The organism is Corynebacterium sp. MC3, assembly GCF_900099485.1.
GTDB classification, from domain to species: domain Bacteria; phylum Actinomycetota; class Actinomycetes; order Mycobacteriales; family Mycobacteriaceae; genus Corynebacterium; species Corynebacterium pseudogenitalium.
Genome location: NZ_LT622816.1, coordinates 413554 through 429338 on the forward strand (window position 1 = coordinate 413554; position 15785 = coordinate 429338).

Annotated in this window: 15 protein-coding genes; 12 read left to right on the top strand and 3 right to left on the bottom strand. The window is 56.3% G+C overall.

Going from position 1 to position 15785, the window contains the following annotated elements; translation table 11 throughout:
* The first annotated feature begins 34 nt into the window (after positions 1-34).
* From tatA to BQ4436_RS10945, 8 genes are all read left to right on the top strand, one after another.
* Positions 35-325 (top strand): Sec-independent protein translocase subunit TatA, encoded by a 291-nt coding sequence (tatA, locus tag BQ4436_RS10910; protein WP_070362472.1) that lies wholly within the window; start codon positions 35-37, stop codon positions 323-325.
* Between the two features lie 115 nt (positions 326-440).
* Positions 441-1358: a twin-arginine translocase subunit TatC gene (gene tatC / locus BQ4436_RS10915; RefSeq protein ID WP_070362473.1), complete on the top strand. Its 918-nt coding sequence runs from the start codon at positions 441-443 to the stop codon at positions 1356-1358.
* A 4-nt stretch (positions 1359-1362) separates the two neighbouring features.
* Positions 1363-4137 carry a DEAD/DEAH box helicase gene (locus BQ4436_RS10920; protein ID WP_070976947.1) on the top strand — a complete coding sequence of 925 codons (2775 nt, stop codon included), beginning with the start codon at positions 1363-1365 and terminating at the stop codon, positions 4135-4137.
* A gap of 30 nt (positions 4138-4167) precedes the next feature.
* Positions 4168-5307: a M24 family metallopeptidase gene (locus BQ4436_RS10925; RefSeq protein WP_070976950.1), complete on the top strand. Its 1140-nt coding sequence runs from the start codon at positions 4168-4170 to the stop codon at positions 5305-5307.
* Positions 5308-5319: 12 nt separating this feature from the next.
* Positions 5320-6534: a lipase family protein gene (locus BQ4436_RS10930; protein ID WP_070976952.1), complete on the top strand. Its 1215-nt coding sequence runs from the start codon at positions 5320-5322 to the stop codon at positions 6532-6534.
* A gap of 27 nt (positions 6535-6561) precedes the next feature.
* Positions 6562-7101 (top strand): FxsA family protein, encoded by a 540-nt coding sequence (locus tag BQ4436_RS10935; RefSeq protein ID WP_070363522.1) that lies wholly within the window; start codon positions 6562-6564, stop codon positions 7099-7101.
* Entirely contained in the window at positions 7098-8726 is a 1629-nt protein-coding gene (gene lnt / locus BQ4436_RS10940) for an apolipoprotein N-acyltransferase (RefSeq protein ID WP_070362477.1), read from the top strand. Before BQ4436_RS10935 ends, lnt begins: the two co-directional genes overlap by 4 nt.
* Complete coding sequence (locus tag BQ4436_RS10945) at positions 8680-9552, top strand: polyprenol monophosphomannose synthase (protein ID WP_083290780.1); 873 nt, start codon at positions 8680-8682, stop codon at positions 9550-9552. Before lnt ends, BQ4436_RS10945 begins: the two co-directional genes overlap by 47 nt.
* Positions 9553-9628: 76 nt before the next feature.
* On the opposite strand, the gene BQ4436_RS10950 is transcribed toward BQ4436_RS10945, so the two are convergent.
* Complete coding sequence (locus BQ4436_RS10950) at positions 9629-10006, bottom strand: RNA polymerase-binding protein RbpA (protein ID WP_070477143.1); 378 nt, start codon at positions 10004-10006, stop codon at positions 9629-9631.
* A gap of 128 nt (positions 10007-10134) precedes the next feature.
* Between BQ4436_RS10950 and BQ4436_RS11770 the strand changes: the two genes are divergently transcribed.
* On the top strand, positions 10135-10482 hold the full coding sequence (locus tag BQ4436_RS11770; RefSeq protein WP_071572633.1) for a hypothetical protein: 348 nt from the start codon (positions 10135-10137) through the stop codon (positions 10480-10482).
* Positions 10483-10488: 6 nt separating this feature from the next.
* Complete coding sequence (locus BQ4436_RS10955; RefSeq protein ID WP_070477145.1) at positions 10489-11199, top strand: YceI family protein; 711 nt, start codon at positions 10489-10491, stop codon at positions 11197-11199.
* A gap of 129 nt (positions 11200-11328) precedes the next feature.
* On the opposite strand, the gene BQ4436_RS10960 is transcribed toward BQ4436_RS10955, so the two are convergent.
* Positions 11329-12591 (bottom strand): SAM-dependent methyltransferase, encoded by a 1263-nt coding sequence (locus BQ4436_RS10960; protein WP_083329549.1) that lies wholly within the window; start codon positions 12589-12591, stop codon positions 11329-11331.
* Positions 12592-12792: 201 nt separating this feature from the next.
* Here BQ4436_RS10960 and BQ4436_RS10965 point away from each other — a divergent pair, with 201 nt between their 5' ends.
* Together BQ4436_RS10965 and BQ4436_RS10970 are read left to right on the top strand one after the other, a co-directional pair.
* The gene (locus BQ4436_RS10965) at positions 12793-14130 is read left to right on the top strand and encodes an NAD(P)/FAD-dependent oxidoreductase (protein ID WP_070976955.1); all 1338 of its coding nucleotides are present in this window, start codon (positions 12793-12795) and stop codon (positions 14128-14130) included.
* A 142-nt stretch (positions 14131-14272) separates the two neighbouring features.
* On the top strand, positions 14273-15346 hold the full coding sequence (locus BQ4436_RS10970) for a magnesium and cobalt transport protein CorA (RefSeq protein WP_070362481.1): 1074 nt from the start codon (positions 14273-14275) through the stop codon (positions 15344-15346).
* On the opposite strand, the gene BQ4436_RS10975 is transcribed toward BQ4436_RS10970, so the two are convergent.
* Entirely contained in the window at positions 15343-15765 is a 423-nt protein-coding gene (locus tag BQ4436_RS10975) for a PaaI family thioesterase (RefSeq protein ID WP_070362482.1), read from the bottom strand. The two genes, BQ4436_RS10970 and BQ4436_RS10975, sit on opposite strands and share 4 nt — an antisense overlap.
* Positions 15766-15785: the final 20 nt, after the last annotated feature.

Sequence of the window (15785 nt, forward strand, 5' to 3'; positions counted from 1 at the left end):
GAGGACTCTACCCAAGCAGTGTGAAAGGAATCCAATGCCGAATTTAGGTTGGATGGAAATCCTCATTATTTTGGCCATCGTGCTGTTATTGTTCGGGGCAAACAAGCTTCCCGACTTGGCACGTTCGATGGGTCGCTCCGCCCGTATCTTCAAGTCTGAAGTCAAGGAGCTGCGCAACGACGACGAGACGCAAGCTACTCCGCAGCAGCCTGCGCAGAGCCAGGAACCTAAAGAAATCGCTCCTCCATCGAATCCACAGCAGCAAACAGGCCCTAACGCTCAGCAAAGCTTTTGGGACGCGCCTGAGAACCAGCACCGCCAGTAGCGTTTGTTGTTAAGGAATTCTTGGAGGTCGTAGTTCAGTGGGGCAACAGCAAGTTCCGCCTGCACAAAAGGCAGGTCGTCGATTTCGTCGGAAGCCAAAGAATGCTACCGGCGAGATGACGCTCGTTGAACACCTGAAAGAGCTACGACGCCGCGTCATCGTCTCGCTCGTCGCAGTGTGCGTCGGCACCGTTGTGGGATTCATTTGGTATCAGTCTGCGCCTTTTCACTGGTACCCACTCGGCGAAATCATTCGAGGCCCGTACTGCAACCTCCCGACTGAGCTTCGAGCGGACTTCACAGGTGATGGCAATTGTCGTCTCTTAGCGACGGGCCCCTTCGAAATGTTCATGCTGCGGCTGAAGGTAGGCGCGCTCGCTGGGCTCGTCATGGCATCACCAGTGTGGCTGACCCAAATTTGGCGATTCATCACGCCGGGGCTCCACAAGAATGAAAAACAGTACACATTCACGTTTGTGACGCTTGCGGTACTGCTCTTCGTGGCCGGGGCGATGCTTGCGTACTTTGTTTTGGACAAAGGACTGTACTTCCTGATGACGATGGGCAGCGAGGTGCAGATTGGCGCACTGTCTGGTGGAAGCTACTATAACTTTTTGCTCGGGCTCATCGTCGTCTTTGGTGTGAGCTTCGAAGTCCCCCTCATCATCGTGATGCTCAACGTCGCGGGCATCATTCGTTATGAACAGGTAAAGGATAAGCGCCGGATCATCATCGTTGGGATCTTTATCTTTGCGGCGTTTATGACACCCGGCCAGGACCCGTTCTCGATGGTCGCGCTGGCGCTCTCCATCACACTCCTCGTCGAGTGCGCATTCCAGTTCTGCAGGATCAATGACAAGCGCCACGCCAGGAACAGACCGGACTGGCTCGACCTCGACGACGACGAGTCCTCAGGACCTATCGACGCAGCTTCGCCCATCGAAAAGGCAGCACCGATTGGTAACGTAGCGGCCGTAGAGAAGCCAAAGCCCGTGCACACGTTTACCGAGGATCCCTTCAACGACGTACTGTAGGGGCATGTCCGCTTCCTCTGACTCGTTTCTCGCACAGTTTCAAGCCTCGAAGGATTTTCCGCTCGACCCATTCCAAATTGAAGCTTGCCAGGCACTCGAAGACGATCGGGGCGTGCTCGTCTGCGCCCCAACGGGATCCGGGAAAACCGTAGTCGGTGAGTTCGCCGTTGCGCTGGCGCTCTCGCGAGGCACAAAGTGCTTTTACACCACACCAATTAAGGCGCTGAGCAATCAGAAGTACCACGACTTCGTCGCGGCATACGGCGAAGAATCCGTTGGACTGCTGACAGGCGACGTGAGCATCAACGGTTCGGCGGACATCGTCGTGATGACGACAGAGGTGCTCCGAAACATGGTGTACGCGGAAGCACCTCGCCTGGACCGACTAACCCACGTGGTAATGGATGAAATCCACTTCCTCGCAGACCCGGAACGTGGACCTGTTTGGGAGGAGATCATTCTCAACTTGGACGACTCCGTCCAGATCGTTGGGCTTTCGGCGACTGTGTCGAACTCGGAAGAGTTCGGTGAATGGCTCAACACTGTTCGTGGCGATACGACCGTGATTGTTTCCGAAGACCGTCCGGTTCCGTTGAGTCAGTACATGATGGTTGGCAAGAAGGTCCTTCCATTGTTCGAACCTGCCAACCCATCCTCCGAGCCCGAACTTAACAGGGCTTTGGCACATCAGATCGCTCGTATCGAGTCTCGAACGATGGAAGAAGGCGCGGATGACTTTCATGAAGGTCGCGGGTTCCGTGCCCGCTCGAGTGGACGTCGCCATGGGAGGACACGCCAACAAGACCGCTACCGTCCGGTTGGGCGGCCGGAAGTTGTCGAGGTGCTCGATGGGCTAGAGATGCTTCCGGCAATTGTGTTCATCTTCTCTCGAGCGGGATGCGATGGCGCTCTCTACCAATGCCTCCGTTCGCGGAAGGAACTCACGACAGAAGAGGAACGTGCACGTGCCGCCGAGATCATCGACGCGGGTGTTGAAGGCATCCCGGAAGAGGATCTCAAAGTACTGAACTACCGGCAGCTTCGCAGCGCGTGGCTGAGGGGGTTCGCATCGCACCACGCAGGGCTATTACCCGCGTTCAAGCACATCGTCGAGCAGTTATTTGTGGAAGGGCTCGTCCGGGTGGTCTTTGCGACCGAAACGCTGGCCCTGGGCATCAACATGCCGGCCCGAACCGTCGTGCTGGAGAAGTTAGTCAAGTTCAACGGCGAGGGCCACGTAGACCTCACACCAGGGCAGTACACCCAGCTCACGGGGCGCGCCGGTCGGCGAGGGATCGATGTGCTCGGCAACGCTGTTGTGCAGTGGGCGCCAGCGATGGACCCGCAGTATGTAGCTGGATTGGCGTCGACAAGAACGTATCCACTCATTTCACCATTTGCTCCCGGCTACAACATGGCTATCAACATGCTTGCCATGAATGGTTTCGACGACTCCATTCGACTTATCGAGCAGTCATTTGCTCAGTTCCAAACCGACCGATCCGTGGTTGGCGAGGTGAGGGACCTAGAGCGGCTGGAAGGCAAAGTTGCTCGACTTCGCGCCCAATTATCCCGCGATATCTCTTCGTACGCGCCACCATCAGATCACGCGATTGAGGACCTGTTGGAGTACTTGGACATCCGACATGCTCTCAGCGTGGAGGAGAAGAAAGCACGGAGAGACGCGCTCGACAACCGGCACACCGAGGTCGCCCGCGTGCTGGCCCGACTGGAAGTCGGCGAGATCATCGCGCTTCCTGGTAAACGTCAACCGGAGCTCGCGGTGGTGGTTCAGCCCGCCGGCAGACACGACGATCCGCGCCCCTGGGTCACCACCGAGCGCGGCTGGTCGAGCCGCATCAACGCTGATTTTTTCAAGAACACTCCACTCGTCGTAGGGCGAATGAAAGTTCCGCGGCATACGCGGGACCAACCACGCAAATTTGCGAAAAAGATCGCAAGCCAGCTCCGCCACGCTCCGGTGCATGCACCAAAGCGACTGCGTGAGAAGGCCCGGTATCGAACTCCAAAATCCGTCACCAAACTTCGCGAGCAACTTCATGCGCACCCCGTCCACTCATGGCCGGCCACGGACCGCGAAATGCTGGCCCGAGTAGGCGAGAAGCTTGCCCGTGAGCAGCGCGCACTTGACCGGCTGAGCAGGCAAGTAGACAACGCCACCGACACACTTGGCAGAACATTCGAGCGCCTGATCGGGCTGCTGCAAGAACTCGACTACGTGGAGCTCGTGGAAGGAGAATTCCAAGTCACTGATGAGGGCGAGCGTTTAGCAAAGCTGCACAATGTTTCGGACCTCCTCGTTGCGCAATGCCTAAAACGCGGGATCTGGGACGAGTTGGACCCCGCCGAGCTCGCCGGTGTCGCGTCGATGGTCGTGTTTGAGAACCGCCGTACCACGGGAGGCTCCCCGGAGGCCGCTACAGAGCCAATGGCCCACGCAATGAATGAAACGATGCGTGTGTACGGCGAACTCGTTTCCGATGAGCAGCGTCACAAGCTTCCACTCACCAGAATGCCAGACCCACATTTCTCACTCGCGTTGCACCAATGGACCGCCGGCGCACCGCTTGGGTACGCGCTTGCAGCCGCGGCAGAATCTGGCGCGGAACTGACCGCGGGCGACTTTGTCCGATGGTGCCGGCAGGTGATCGACCTGCTAGAACAGGTGAAGAAGGTCGGCTACAGCGATGAGATTCGCAACAATGCGAACCGCGCGATAGAAGCTATTCGACGCGGTGTAGTAGCAATCGGGAACTAGTGCGAGTACTAGTGCGCCTACGATGGGCGTATGACTTTCTTCGGAAGCGATACATTTGAACGTCGACGCGCAGCAGCCTGCAAATTTCTTGCTGCAAATCACCTGCGCGCCGTGATCATCGGCCCTGGCCCGGAATTTGAATACCTGACCGGTACACAAATCGATACGCACGAGAGGCTCTCCGCTATCGTGCTCACCGATGAAGGAAACGCTACCGTTGTCCTCCCCAGCACCGACGCTGGCTCCTTCCCCTCAGACGACCCGGCGCTCATCCCCATTGGGTGGCGCGATGGCGAAGACCCCTATGAAATTGTTTATAAACTCATCGCATCGCCTGCCGACAGCGCAACGCCTCCGATCATTGGCCTGGGCAGCACGCTCACCGCGGATCACGTGCTGGCTTTGCAGCGATACCCATTCAAGACCTGTCTTGCGCAGGACGCATTGTCTAGTCTGTTTATGGTCAAGGATGATGACGAGATTGCGCAATTGGCTCAGGCCGCCGAAGCAATCGACCGCGTTCATGCCCTCGTTCCCTCGCTACTTACCCCAGGTATTACCGAGCGCGCTGTGGCTGACGCACTGCACACGGCGATCATGGAGGAGCACACTGCAGTAGACTTCATCATTGTCGGTTCTGGCCCCAACGGCGCAAACCCTCATCACGACTTCTCCGATCGAATCATTGAAGCAGGGGACATCGTCGTCGTCGATATCGGAGGGACGATCGCGAGCGGCTACCACTCCGACTGCACGCGAACGTATCTTGTCGAAGGAGCACCGGGCTGCCAAGAGCAGCTCGATGCCTACGAAGTGCTTTTGCAAGCGCAACAGGCAGCTTGCGACGCCGCTCGGCCTGGAATGCGAGCAGAAGAGCTCGACGCGGTTGCGAGGAACATTATCTCCGAGCTCGGGTACGGCGAGTGGTTTACGCACCGAATCGGGCACGGCATTGGGTTGGCTGGCCACGAACCGCCGTTCCTGGTCACCGGCAATGATCTCGTCCTAGATGAAGGAATGGTCTTTTCCATCGAACCAGGAATTTACAAACCAGACAGCTGGGGAATGCGTATCGAGGACATAGTGCATCTCCAGGCAGACGGTGCACACGCGCTGAACACCAGGCCAAAGACCTTGCAGCCCCACCCACGAGACACTCCGAAGATCTAGGAAAGCACATACATGGAGTTCGGCTTAACTCTTCGCACACTGCTGCCGCTTAGCGTTGACCTCTCACATTCACATCCGCTCACAGATGCGGAGTACGGCAAAGCAACTTGGGCAGTCGGCGCTAGTCCTGGCACACTGCTGCAAGCAACGCCGATTCGTCCTATAGGGCTGCAGTACAGGCTCAATCGTGCCAACGCATTCAGAATTGAATACACCACGACCGACGAGCGGGAACGCGTGATGTCTGCTACCGGCGCGGTGTTCCTCAGCAAGCGTCCCTGGCATGGCAATGGACAGCGTCCAACCGTCGCGTTCGCCCCCTCCACCCAAGGCGTTGCCCCGGCATGTGACCCTTCTTACTCCTGCACAGTGGGACTTCGACTTCGACGCAAACCACTGGACCTTATCGCTGCCTACGAGCAGCCTGCGATCAACATGTTGCTCGCCGCGGGAGCGAATGTCGTGTTGACGGACTATCCACGAGATCCCGAAGACAATGTGCAGCTCTATTGCTTCCACCGCGCAGCAGCCCACGCACTCGCCGATGCAGTTCGCGCCAGCGTAGGCCTAGGCTGCAGCGTCGAAAAGCTTGGTCTCTGGGGTTTTTCTCAGGGCGGTGGCGCCGCAGCTTCATGGTTAGAGCAACCCGAGTACGCGCCGGAACTACATCTGCGTGCCGCAGTCGTCGGAGCACCACCTGCAGATCTGCTTGCGATGCTCGACCGCATCGATGGGACGCTTCCGTCCATCATGATTCTTTACGCAGTCGCCGCCCTTCTAGCATCCGACCCAGAGATCACGGAAGAGCTGATGCCCCACCTCAGCCCCGTTGGTATGTTCGCTGTCATCCTTGATGCGAACATCTGTGCAGTGGGCGCGGTCCTCCGACATGCTTGGGCAAGCACCGTACACTGGACGGCAGCAGGTATCCCAATGTCTACGCTCCTCGAGGATCTTCCGAAAACAGCCGCAGCGCTCGACGATCAAGCATTAGGTACTCGTACACCACTCGATATCCCACTCAGACTGTGGGGCAGTAAGCACGACGACATCGTCCCGTGGCAAGTGGTCGCCGAACTAGGGGAGAGGTGGGATAGACCCGTTCAAATGCGAAAACTTCCCAAGCTTCCGGGAAGAACTGGCATCAACCACTTCGCCCCATACTTCCAGCACCTCCGAAAGGACGTCCTGTGGCTATTAAGCCAGCTAGAATCCTCAGGCAAGTAACCGTGTAGTCCGGCTAAGATGGTCGGCATGCCAATCTACATTTTGACGTATTTCCTCGTAGAAGCGCTGGCGTTTTTCCTTGTCGCGAAGTCAATCGGCGTTGGCTGGGCTTTGCTGGCAATCTTCGCGCTGATGGTGCTAGGCGGTGCACTGGCGACGCTCACGCTCCGCGGCGAACTCGCAAAGGCGGCACGTGGCAAAACATCTGTAGGGAAGCTAGCAGGCGACTCTGCGCTTCTCATGGTTGGCTGGGCTTTTTGCATTATCCCAGGCTTCGTTTCTTCAATCCTGGGGTTCTTCTTGGTCTTCAGCCCTACTCGCTCGATACTCCGAAACCACCTTTCACGCTCTCTGCGGCAACGCGTGGAAAATGTTGGAATCAGGATGTACGAATCGACGCCGATGTCCCGAAACTCTGCTTCCTACGGCTCGTTCACGCGGCCGACTCCTGAGCGTGGGGCCAGCGACGATGAGCACCCCGTCATTGACACGGATGAAATTGAAGACTGGCTCTACGAAGAGCACAAACGCCGATCAGAAGGTGGGGAAGAGGGACCACGGTCGTGAATGCGTCACTCCGACTTGTCCTCGCGGTACTTTCCGGCGTTGCGGTTGCGTTCTCCTATGAGCCGTTCGGGTACTGGTTCCTCGCAGTACTCGGCGTTGGTGCGTTCTACCTCGCTCTGATGCCGTGGAAACGTTTTGCTACAGCAGCGAAGCCATCGCCAAGTGCAGCATTTGGCTGCTTGCTCGGGTTTGCCCATGCCGCCACGTGCTACTTGATCCTCCTGCCCTGGATCGGAGCATTCGTCGGCGCGATGCCCTACGTGGCGCTCGCTATCACGCTGGCGCTCTCAGCGCTTATCACTGGCGCGGTTGGCGTCCGCATTGCCCGTTGCCAGTATGGGTTCCTTGCTTTTCCATTTGTGTATATCGCGGTGGAGTTCCTCCGCTCGTCGCTTCCATTCGGCGGATTTTCCTGGGTCCGGCTGGCATGGGGGCAGGTCAATGGGCCTCTGGTGTGGCTATCTTCAATTGGTGGTCCAGCGCTAGTTTCTCTCGCCGCCTGTCTCGCTGGTGTAAGCCTCGTGACGTTTCTCATCACGCGTGGGAGAACCCGCAGGGTAGCTGCGTTAGGTTTCGCGCTCCCGATCGGGCTCGGAGGACTTATCAGCCCGAGTTTCGATGGCGAGGGGGCAGAGGCTCAGACGGCACAGGGCAACTCCGTACTGGTCGCAGCGATTCAAGGCAATGTGCCGCGCCTCGGGCTTGACTTCAACGCTCAGCGCAGAGCCGTGTTACAAAATCACGTCGATGAAACTGTTCGCGCAGCGAATGATGCCCAAAAACAAGGTGAAAAGCTTGACCTCGTTATTTGGCCGGAGAACTCGTCGGACGTGAACCCGTTTCAAGATCCTTTGGCGGCGTCGTCAATCGAACGCGCTGTGAGCGCAGTAGGGGCACCGGTGCTGGTGGGGACGCTGACGCGCGACGAGGTCGGTGCGCGCAACACGATGGTCGTGTTTGACCCGGAAACAGGGCCAGGCGAGACGCATCATAAACGCTTTTTGCAGCCGTTTGGCGAGTACATGCCAATGCGCGACTTCTTCCGGAAAATCACGGACCTCGTGGACCTCGCCAGCGATTTCAAGCCCGGCAATGGCCCAGGTGTCGTCCACATGGGAGGCATCCCTGTTGGGGTTGCCACATGCTATGAAGTGGCAGAAGACCCGGCGTACCGGATGGCAATTAATAATGGTGCGCAAATTCTCGCTACACCGACGAACAACGCGACTTTCGGGTTTAGCGATATGACCTATCAGCAGCTGGCGATGAGCAGGCTGCGTGCCATTGAAACGGATAGGGCAGTGGTTGTTGCAGCTACTTCAGGTGTGTCAGCAATCGTGCACCCTGATGGAACGGTGAGCCAAGAAACTTCTATATTTGAAGCTAACCACCTGATTGAACGCCTGCCACTACATACAACGCGGACATTTGCTGTGCGTTTTGGGGACTACCTCGAGGCTGCGTTCGTTTGGCTTGGGTTCATGCTCATACTCGGTGCAGCAGTCCGCCGACCCAGGGAGTATGCTAGACAACATTTGAACAACGGCGAGAAACGTTGCTGGAAAAGGAGCAGCCACCGTGGCGAATTCGACATTAGTGATCATCCCGACGTACAACGAGATTGAGAATCTTCCCCTCATTGTTGGCCGGGTTTTCGATGCAAACGATGATGTAGACATCCTTATTGTCGACGACAATTCTCCTGACGGAACGGGGCAGAAGGCCGACGAACTGGCAGAAGCGAATGATCGCCTGCACGTCTTGCACCGTGCTGGCAAGGAAGGGCTACTCGCCGCGTACCGCGACGGTTTCAACTGGGGACTCGAGCGTGACTATGAGGTTATCTGCCAGATGGACGCCGATGGCTCGCATGCACCTGAGGAGCTTCACCGCTTGTTGGAGGAGATCGAAAGCGGCGCAGATGTCGTAATCGGTTCGCGGTATGTGGACGGCGGGGAAGTTAAAAATTGGCCGAAGCAGCGCTACTTGCTTTCCAAGCTGGGAAACGCCTATGTTTCCCTTGCGCTGGGTGGCGATGTTCGCGACATGACCGCAGGTTACCGCGCTTTTCGACGCGAAGTCCTCGAGACCATCGATCTCCAGGAGTTGTCCAACAAGGGCTATATTTTCCAGGTCGATATGGCGCACAAGGCCGAGCTTGCCGGTTTCGACGTTCGCGAAGTACCGATTACATTCGAGGACCGCACGTTGGGCGAATCTAAGCTAGACGCAAGCTTCGCGACAACTTCTCTCTGGGAAGTCACCAAGTGGGGTGCCACCGAAAAGTTTGGCACCGCACGGGAGATGGCGAAAGAGGGATTCCGAATGCTCAGCTACGAGGCCAAGCGCTCTAAAGCAAACGAGCTGCTGAGCAAGGCGAACGACCTGCCTCAGCTCGCGGGCAACGTCGTAGAGGTTGCCAAGGAATTCATCGCTTCGAAGCGTAAGTAACTTCGCGTTGACAGTTAGACGAAAAGCGAGAAGCTACAGAATATGTGGCCTCTCGCCTTCGGGCTATAACTAGCTCTTACTTCTTGTTTTCTGCTGCTTGTTCTTTCGCCAAGCGCGCAGCAGCGCGACGACGTTTCCGCAGCTGTTCAAGGCGCTCTTCAAGCAGCACGTCGAGCTCTTCGATAGTACGGCGTTCGCGAAGCATATCCCAGTGAGTACGGGGTGGCTTCGTCGGCTTCGACTCGACGCCTTCGCCTTCCATAAGGGTGCCGAGCTGGCCGTTCTTGCACATCCATTCCTCTGGAATCTCTGCATCATCTGCGAACGGCACTTCGAAAATCTCGCCGTTCGGAGTGCGGTATCGCGCTTGCTGCCGAGGCGCGAGATCATGGTCTCGGTCCGTCTCGTAGCTCACAGCGCCCATTCGACTTCCGCGAAGAACACGATCAGCCATACTCAATTGTCCCTTCTAAACACATTTAAATGCAGTCGCCCTATTATAACGTTCACCTTTTAGATTTTGTTCCCGCAGTATTGAACCGGACATGCATTCCGTTCAAGGTGTGTATTAGGCTGACCCGTATGCCAGAAAGTGATGTGTACGCGAAGAGCGAATCGCCTACGTGTCAGTGGTGTGGCAAAGAAATGGCGCGGCAGCAGGGAAGAGGACGCCGCCGAAAATATTGCAGCCAGTCATGCAAGCAGCGTGCGTATGAACAGCGTAACTTTGTAGCCGGCACTGCGATTGATGAAGGGGCAGCCATCCTTAAACCGGAAACTGTGTCTATGCTCCGCGACAACCTTTTCGTTTTGCGTTGTACAGCGGAAGATATCCGGACAGCTGTGGATGAAGGTGCAAACCCGGATGAATTACGTAACATGTGTGACGAATTAATTGAATTAGCGCGAACAGTTGAGAAGTTGAGGTAAGTACCCATGAAGGAAGTGCAAGCTCCCAGCGACCGCAAGAAGAAGCTCTTGATGGTCATTGTTGCGGGAATTGCGGTGCTCGCGGTCCTGATCGCGATGATCCCATTGCTGCTCAACATGTTTGGTGGCGGTGGAGTCAAGACAGAAGGAATTGATACAGACCGACTTAAACCGGCGGACACTGACATCAACGGCGTTTGGAAGATCCAAAAGCGTCCTGGCGTCAACTCGACGTCCGTTGGGTTCACGTTCGATGAAGTTCTTCCTGGTGAAGCAAAGACGACCTCAGGATCGACGACAGGCGTTGAAGGCGAAGTACATATTGAGTCGGGTGTACTGCAATCTGGCGAAATCGTAGTCGACATGACGAATTTGACTACAGACAGCGATGTTCGAGACAACAACGTACGCCGGAAGATTCTTCACACGGATCAATACCCGACGTCAAGCTTCACGATCACCGAGCCGATTGATCTATCCAAGGTTCCATCAGACGGTTCCGCTGGAACCGTGAACGTGGTCGGAGACTTGACCATCCATGGCGAGACGAATCGCGTCACAGCACCTTTTGACGTAGCCCTGTCTGGCAGCCATCTCATCGTCGCGGGCGATGTACCGTTTGATAGAGCTGACTACGGCGTTGAGACGCCTGAATTTGTCGCAGCGAAGATTGCCGAGAGCGGGCTACTCAATATTCGCCTCAATATGACCAAGTAGACTGTCCAGAATTACCCGCCCAATTACGTCACGTTACGTTATTGGGCGGGCTTCCGCTATCTATATGCAAAGTTGTGGAAATGTCCGATAATGTACATTATGTCAACTAAGGCACTTGACCCTTGCTTCTTATCGGCGCCCACCCCGGTGCTTCCGTACCAATACCGCCTGTGCCAGATCCAAGCCCCCTACTGATGCAACTGCTTCGCGAACCGCAAACTGCCAGAGCCATAGTCGGCGAAATACTTCGTCATAGCCATCGGCCGCGGCTTCACGGAGCCGCCCTTCAAACATTTGACGCTGCAAACGAATCGACAACCGAAGATGTTCCGGCGCACGGCTAATACTGATCGCTTGGAGATGCGTTTGCTGTTCAACTAGCTTCAGAAAATCGACTTCATATTGATACTCCATACCTGGCCATACATACGCACCAAGCACCTGAAGCGCACTCCGACACGCTCGGTTCACGGATTTTGATTGCACGCGACGTGCCATCACCGATTGCACACCGATACGCCCGCCTGGAAGTAGCATGCGGTCCATCGCGCGAAGGTACTGCACTTTATCGCGTTTCGGGCATGATTCAAGCTGACTAAATGAAACGATTGCATCATACGGCCCATGCTGCTGGGCCCATTGAGCGTCACCAAGTTTGCCCACGGCAACGCGCACATCGTTCGCAGCGCCATTAAGAATGAGGTATTCCCGAAGATGAGCGGCACTGTCATGGCTAATTGCGAGAGTATCAACCACCACTCCGCGCCCTATCGCGGCCAGAGCCACAGCACCTCCCGAGTTCGGATACTCGAGCATTCTCGTACCGCGCCCTGCACCGACTAGGTCCAGCAACTGCTGAGCGCTCCGCGCCTGTATATCACCCAAGTCGGCTCGATCCGCATCGAGCGGTGCTTCGTAGGTGGTCACATCGATATAGCGGCGCTTCGCGCCACGCTGTTTGGCACGCTGCTCCGGGTAGGACTTGGTCAGTTTGCGCTCGGTAGTTGCGACACCTGTAGCGAAATGACCCTGGAAAGCACTCACACGATCGCCCGAAAAGTGCTGTACGAGAGAACTCGGCAGCATCGCTCCAACAGTTTCCGGCCGTGGCTTCCACGATGTACGGCGGGGTACGTAGCCCTGCCCCAGCAGCTTCGCAATGACTTCAACAAGTACATCCGATGAGGTCACTGACCACTCGCCTGCCATGTACCCCTCTGCCAGGCCTGTCCAGCCAGCAGCCGCGATTCGTTCAAAAAGCCGCTCATGGTTCACGAGAATGTCGGCGTCGTCACCAGAAAGCGTTACACCCGCGGCGTCACAGGCTCGAGCAAACTCGGCCTCTGCAAGCCTGGCGCGAGTTTTCAGAGCAAACCCATCCAACGGCTGCACTAGCCGTGGCCACTTTGTGGCGTCAACAGTGTGTAAATGCGTTGGTACTGGTTCAGGAATCGGCACGCTTCCCCACCTTACTTGGTCAAACTTTCAGCGGAGTTTTCGACGCTTCATCTCCAAAACCATACCGTTCTAACATTATGGGCGTACTATAAAGGGAAGAAAATTCAAACAGCTTTCCCAAGGAGCGACACTTTTATGACTCAGACACCATACCGCCCCGCTGGAAACCGCCATCACGTCGTGATCGTAGGTGCGGGGTTTGGTGGCATTAACGCTGCTCATGCACTCGCGGATGCAGACGTAGACATTACGATTATTAACCGCACAAACCACTTCATCTTCGCCCCTCTGCTCTATCAGGTAGCGACCGGTCTTCTGTCTGTCGGCGAAATTGCCTCTTCGGTTCGCCAGATTTTGGCAAGCCAGGACAACGTTCGCGTTGTGCGCGGCAATGTTGACGAGATCGATACCGCGAATCAGATCGTCACTGCTTCCGATGATGGTGCGTCGTCACAGTATGCCTACGACTCATTGATCCTCGCAGCGGGTGCAGGCCAGTCCTACTTCGGCAACGATCACTTTGCGGAGTTCGCACCTGGTTTGAAAACAGCCGATGACGCGCTCGAGGTGCGCGCGCGCATTCTTGATGCCTTCGAGAAAGCTGAGCTAGCTACTTCCGCTGAAGAACGCGAACGGCTGCTCACTTTTGTGCTCGTCGGCGCCGGTCCAACTGGTGTTGAGCTCGCTGGACAGATCGCCGAGTTGGCGCACCGCGCATTTGCTGGAGGCCAGTACTCGTTCTCACCAGATCAGACCAAGATCCTTCTTATCGACGGCATGCCACAGGTTCTGCCACCATTTGGAAAGCGTCTTGGCCGGAAGGCGCAGCGCGAGTTGGAGAAGGCAGGCGTTACTGTCATCTTGAATGCCATTGTGACTAACGTCGACGCTGAGAGCGTCACGTACAAGAACACCAAGACCGACGAAGAGACCACTGTCTACACTCCAACGAAGATTTGGTCTGCTGGTGTCCAGGCTTCCCCGCTGGGCAAGCAGGTCGCCGAGCAAGCTGGTGTAGAGGCTGAACGTAACGGCAAGGTGCCGGTGAACGCCGACCTGTCCGTTGGCGAACTGTCGAATGTATTCATCGTGGGCGACATGATGAGCCGCGACCGCTTGCCAGGCGTCGCCCAGGTTGCAATTCAGTCCGGTGAATATGTCGGAAAGATCTTGAAGGCACAGGTTGAAGACGAGATTACGCCGGAACAGCGCGAGCCATTCTCCTACTTTGACAAGGGATCGATGGCTATCGTCACTCGCTTTAACGCTGTCGTGAAGATGGGCAAGGTCGAAATCGCTGGATTCTTGGGTTGGTTGATGTGGCTCTACGTCCACGTCTCATTCCTCACTGGACTGCGCAACCGCACTGTCACAGCGTTGACGTGGGTTTACAACGCTTTGAGCTCGAAGCGATACAACCTTCCGACGACACCCGGCCAACGCCACGCGAGCTTCGAAAACGCAGAGAACTAAATGACTCTGCTGACGCGCCTCTCCCCTTTGTATACGGTTGGAGAGGCGCGTTCGTGTTCCGTTCTCGAAGGGCGTAGTATCTCGAGCGTTGTTGTATCCCTCGCCCTTGATTGGCGCGACGCAGGTAGTAAAGGGGGCCACTATGCCACCAAGGATCCCGTTGTCGAGGAAGTCGTCGAAAAGCACGCTTCAACCATCGCGCATACCGGTGAAGGTCCCTCTGGAACGCTCGATCGACTTTTGCAAAGTATTTGTCGACGGCAAGCGCGTCCCTGGCAACTATCGGATTCCACAGGCACTGCAGGTCGCACGGGAGCACGATAACGCGTTTGTGTGGGTCTCGTTGAAAGGTCCGACAGATGAGCAGATGACCAAGATCTCGTCGTTTTTCGACATTGACGATCTGATCGTTGACGACGTAGTCGATGCCCACCAGAGGCCAAAGGTTGAGCGCTACGATGAGCAGCTGTTCATGGTCGTGCGCTCGGTGTATTACCGCGACGATGAGGAGGTTGCGGATGCCCGTGAAATCATTTCCACTGGTGAAGTCCAAATTGTGACCGGTCCGAACTTTGCGATCACGATCCGGCACGGCGCACCACTGCCTGATTTGACTGGCAAACTAGAGAGCGAGGAGGAGCTTGCGGTGCTTGGCCCAAGTGCCGTCGCATGGGTGGTGTCCGACTACATCGTCGATAACTATTTGAAGGTCGCAGACAACCTGAGCCGCGACGTCGATGAGCTGGAAAACGAGGTGTTTACGCCTCGGCGAGACATTAACATTGACAAGATTTACAACTACAAACGTGAGATCTTGGAGATGCGCCACGCGATCGACCCACTTGCACCGGCGTTAAAGAATGGGTTGACCAACAACCGTGATCTGATGCGGAAAGCGCTCAGATCTTACTTCCGTGACGTGCAGGACAACGCGACGATCGTGAGTGACCACCTCTCAGGCTTCGATGAACGCCTTTCCTCCCTGCTTGACGCCTCGGTTGCGAAGGTTTCGATGCAACAGAACTCCGATATGCGTACGATATCTGCAGTAGTTGGTATGGCTGCGGCCCCGACCATGATTGCCGGTGTTTATGGCATGAATTTCGAGAATATGCCGGAATTGGCTTGGAAGTACTCCTACCCGGTGGTGCTCGGCGTAATGATCCTGACCATGGCACTGATGTATTGGTGGTTCAGGAAGAACCGCTGGCTTTAGGGTACGAGGAGCTTCAGATTCGTCAGGGCCACTAACTTGCCTTCGTGATGCATTTCGATGCGCCAGAGGTGGGTTCGCCGCCCGACATGAACTGGGCGCGCGGATGCTTCGATTCGCCCGTCACGGACGCTTCGTAGGAGGTCGGTGTTGTTGTTCATGCCGACAGCAGGTCTGCCAGCTGTCGCCATCGCTGCAACGGAACCTACCGTCTCTGCGAGACCGGCATAGACTCCCCCGTTGACGATCCCGGCAGGCTGAAGATGCTGGGGTCCGACGTCTATATGTGCAGTTACGCACTCTGGGCTACACGCCGTGATCACCATTCCGATCGTGTTGGCGTAACCGTTGTTGTATTCGTTGAGGGTCCGCAATTCTTCCTCGTTGAGCTCGCGATCAACTTTTTCGAATAGAAAACTCATTCCGTTCTTTCCTCTCAGCA

Bases quoted from the DNA above. Each gene is read 5' to 3' on its own strand.
- BQ4436_RS10935 (WP_070363522.1), top strand. From the start codon at position 6,562: ATGCCAATCTACATTTTGACGTATTTCCTCGTAGAAGCGCTGGCGTTT.
- BQ4436_RS10955 (WP_070477145.1), top strand. From the start codon at position 10,489: ATGAAGGAAGTGCAAGCTCCCAGCGACCGCAAGAAGAAGCTCTTGATG.
- BQ4436_RS10950 (WP_070477143.1), bottom strand. From the start codon at position 10,006: ATGGCTGATCGTGTTCTTCGCGGAAGTCGAATGGGCGCTGTGAGCTAC.
- BQ4436_RS10930 (WP_070976952.1), top strand. From the start codon at position 5,320: ATGGAGTTCGGCTTAACTCTTCGCACACTGCTGCCGCTTAGCGTTGAC.
- BQ4436_RS10920 (WP_070976947.1), top strand. From the start codon at position 1,363: ATGTCCGCTTCCTCTGACTCGTTTCTCGCACAGTTTCAAGCCTCGAAG.
- tatC (WP_070362473.1), top strand. From the start codon at position 441: ATGACGCTCGTTGAACACCTGAAAGAGCTACGACGCCGCGTCATCGTC.
- BQ4436_RS10975 (WP_070362482.1), bottom strand. From the start codon at position 15,765: ATGAGTTTTCTATTCGAAAAAGTTGATCGCGAGCTCAACGAGGAAGAA.
- tatA (WP_070362472.1), top strand. From the start codon at position 35: ATGCCGAATTTAGGTTGGATGGAAATCCTCATTATTTTGGCCATCGTG.
- BQ4436_RS10925 (WP_070976950.1), top strand. From the start codon at position 4,168: ATGACTTTCTTCGGAAGCGATACATTTGAACGTCGACGCGCAGCAGCC.
- BQ4436_RS10970 (WP_070362481.1), top strand. From the start codon at position 14,273: ATGCCACCAAGGATCCCGTTGTCGAGGAAGTCGTCGAAAAGCACGCTT.
- BQ4436_RS10965 (WP_070976955.1), top strand. From the start codon at position 12,793: ATGACTCAGACACCATACCGCCCCGCTGGAAACCGCCATCACGTCGTG.
- BQ4436_RS11770 (WP_071572633.1), top strand. From the start codon at position 10,135: ATGCCAGAAAGTGATGTGTACGCGAAGAGCGAATCGCCTACGTGTCAG.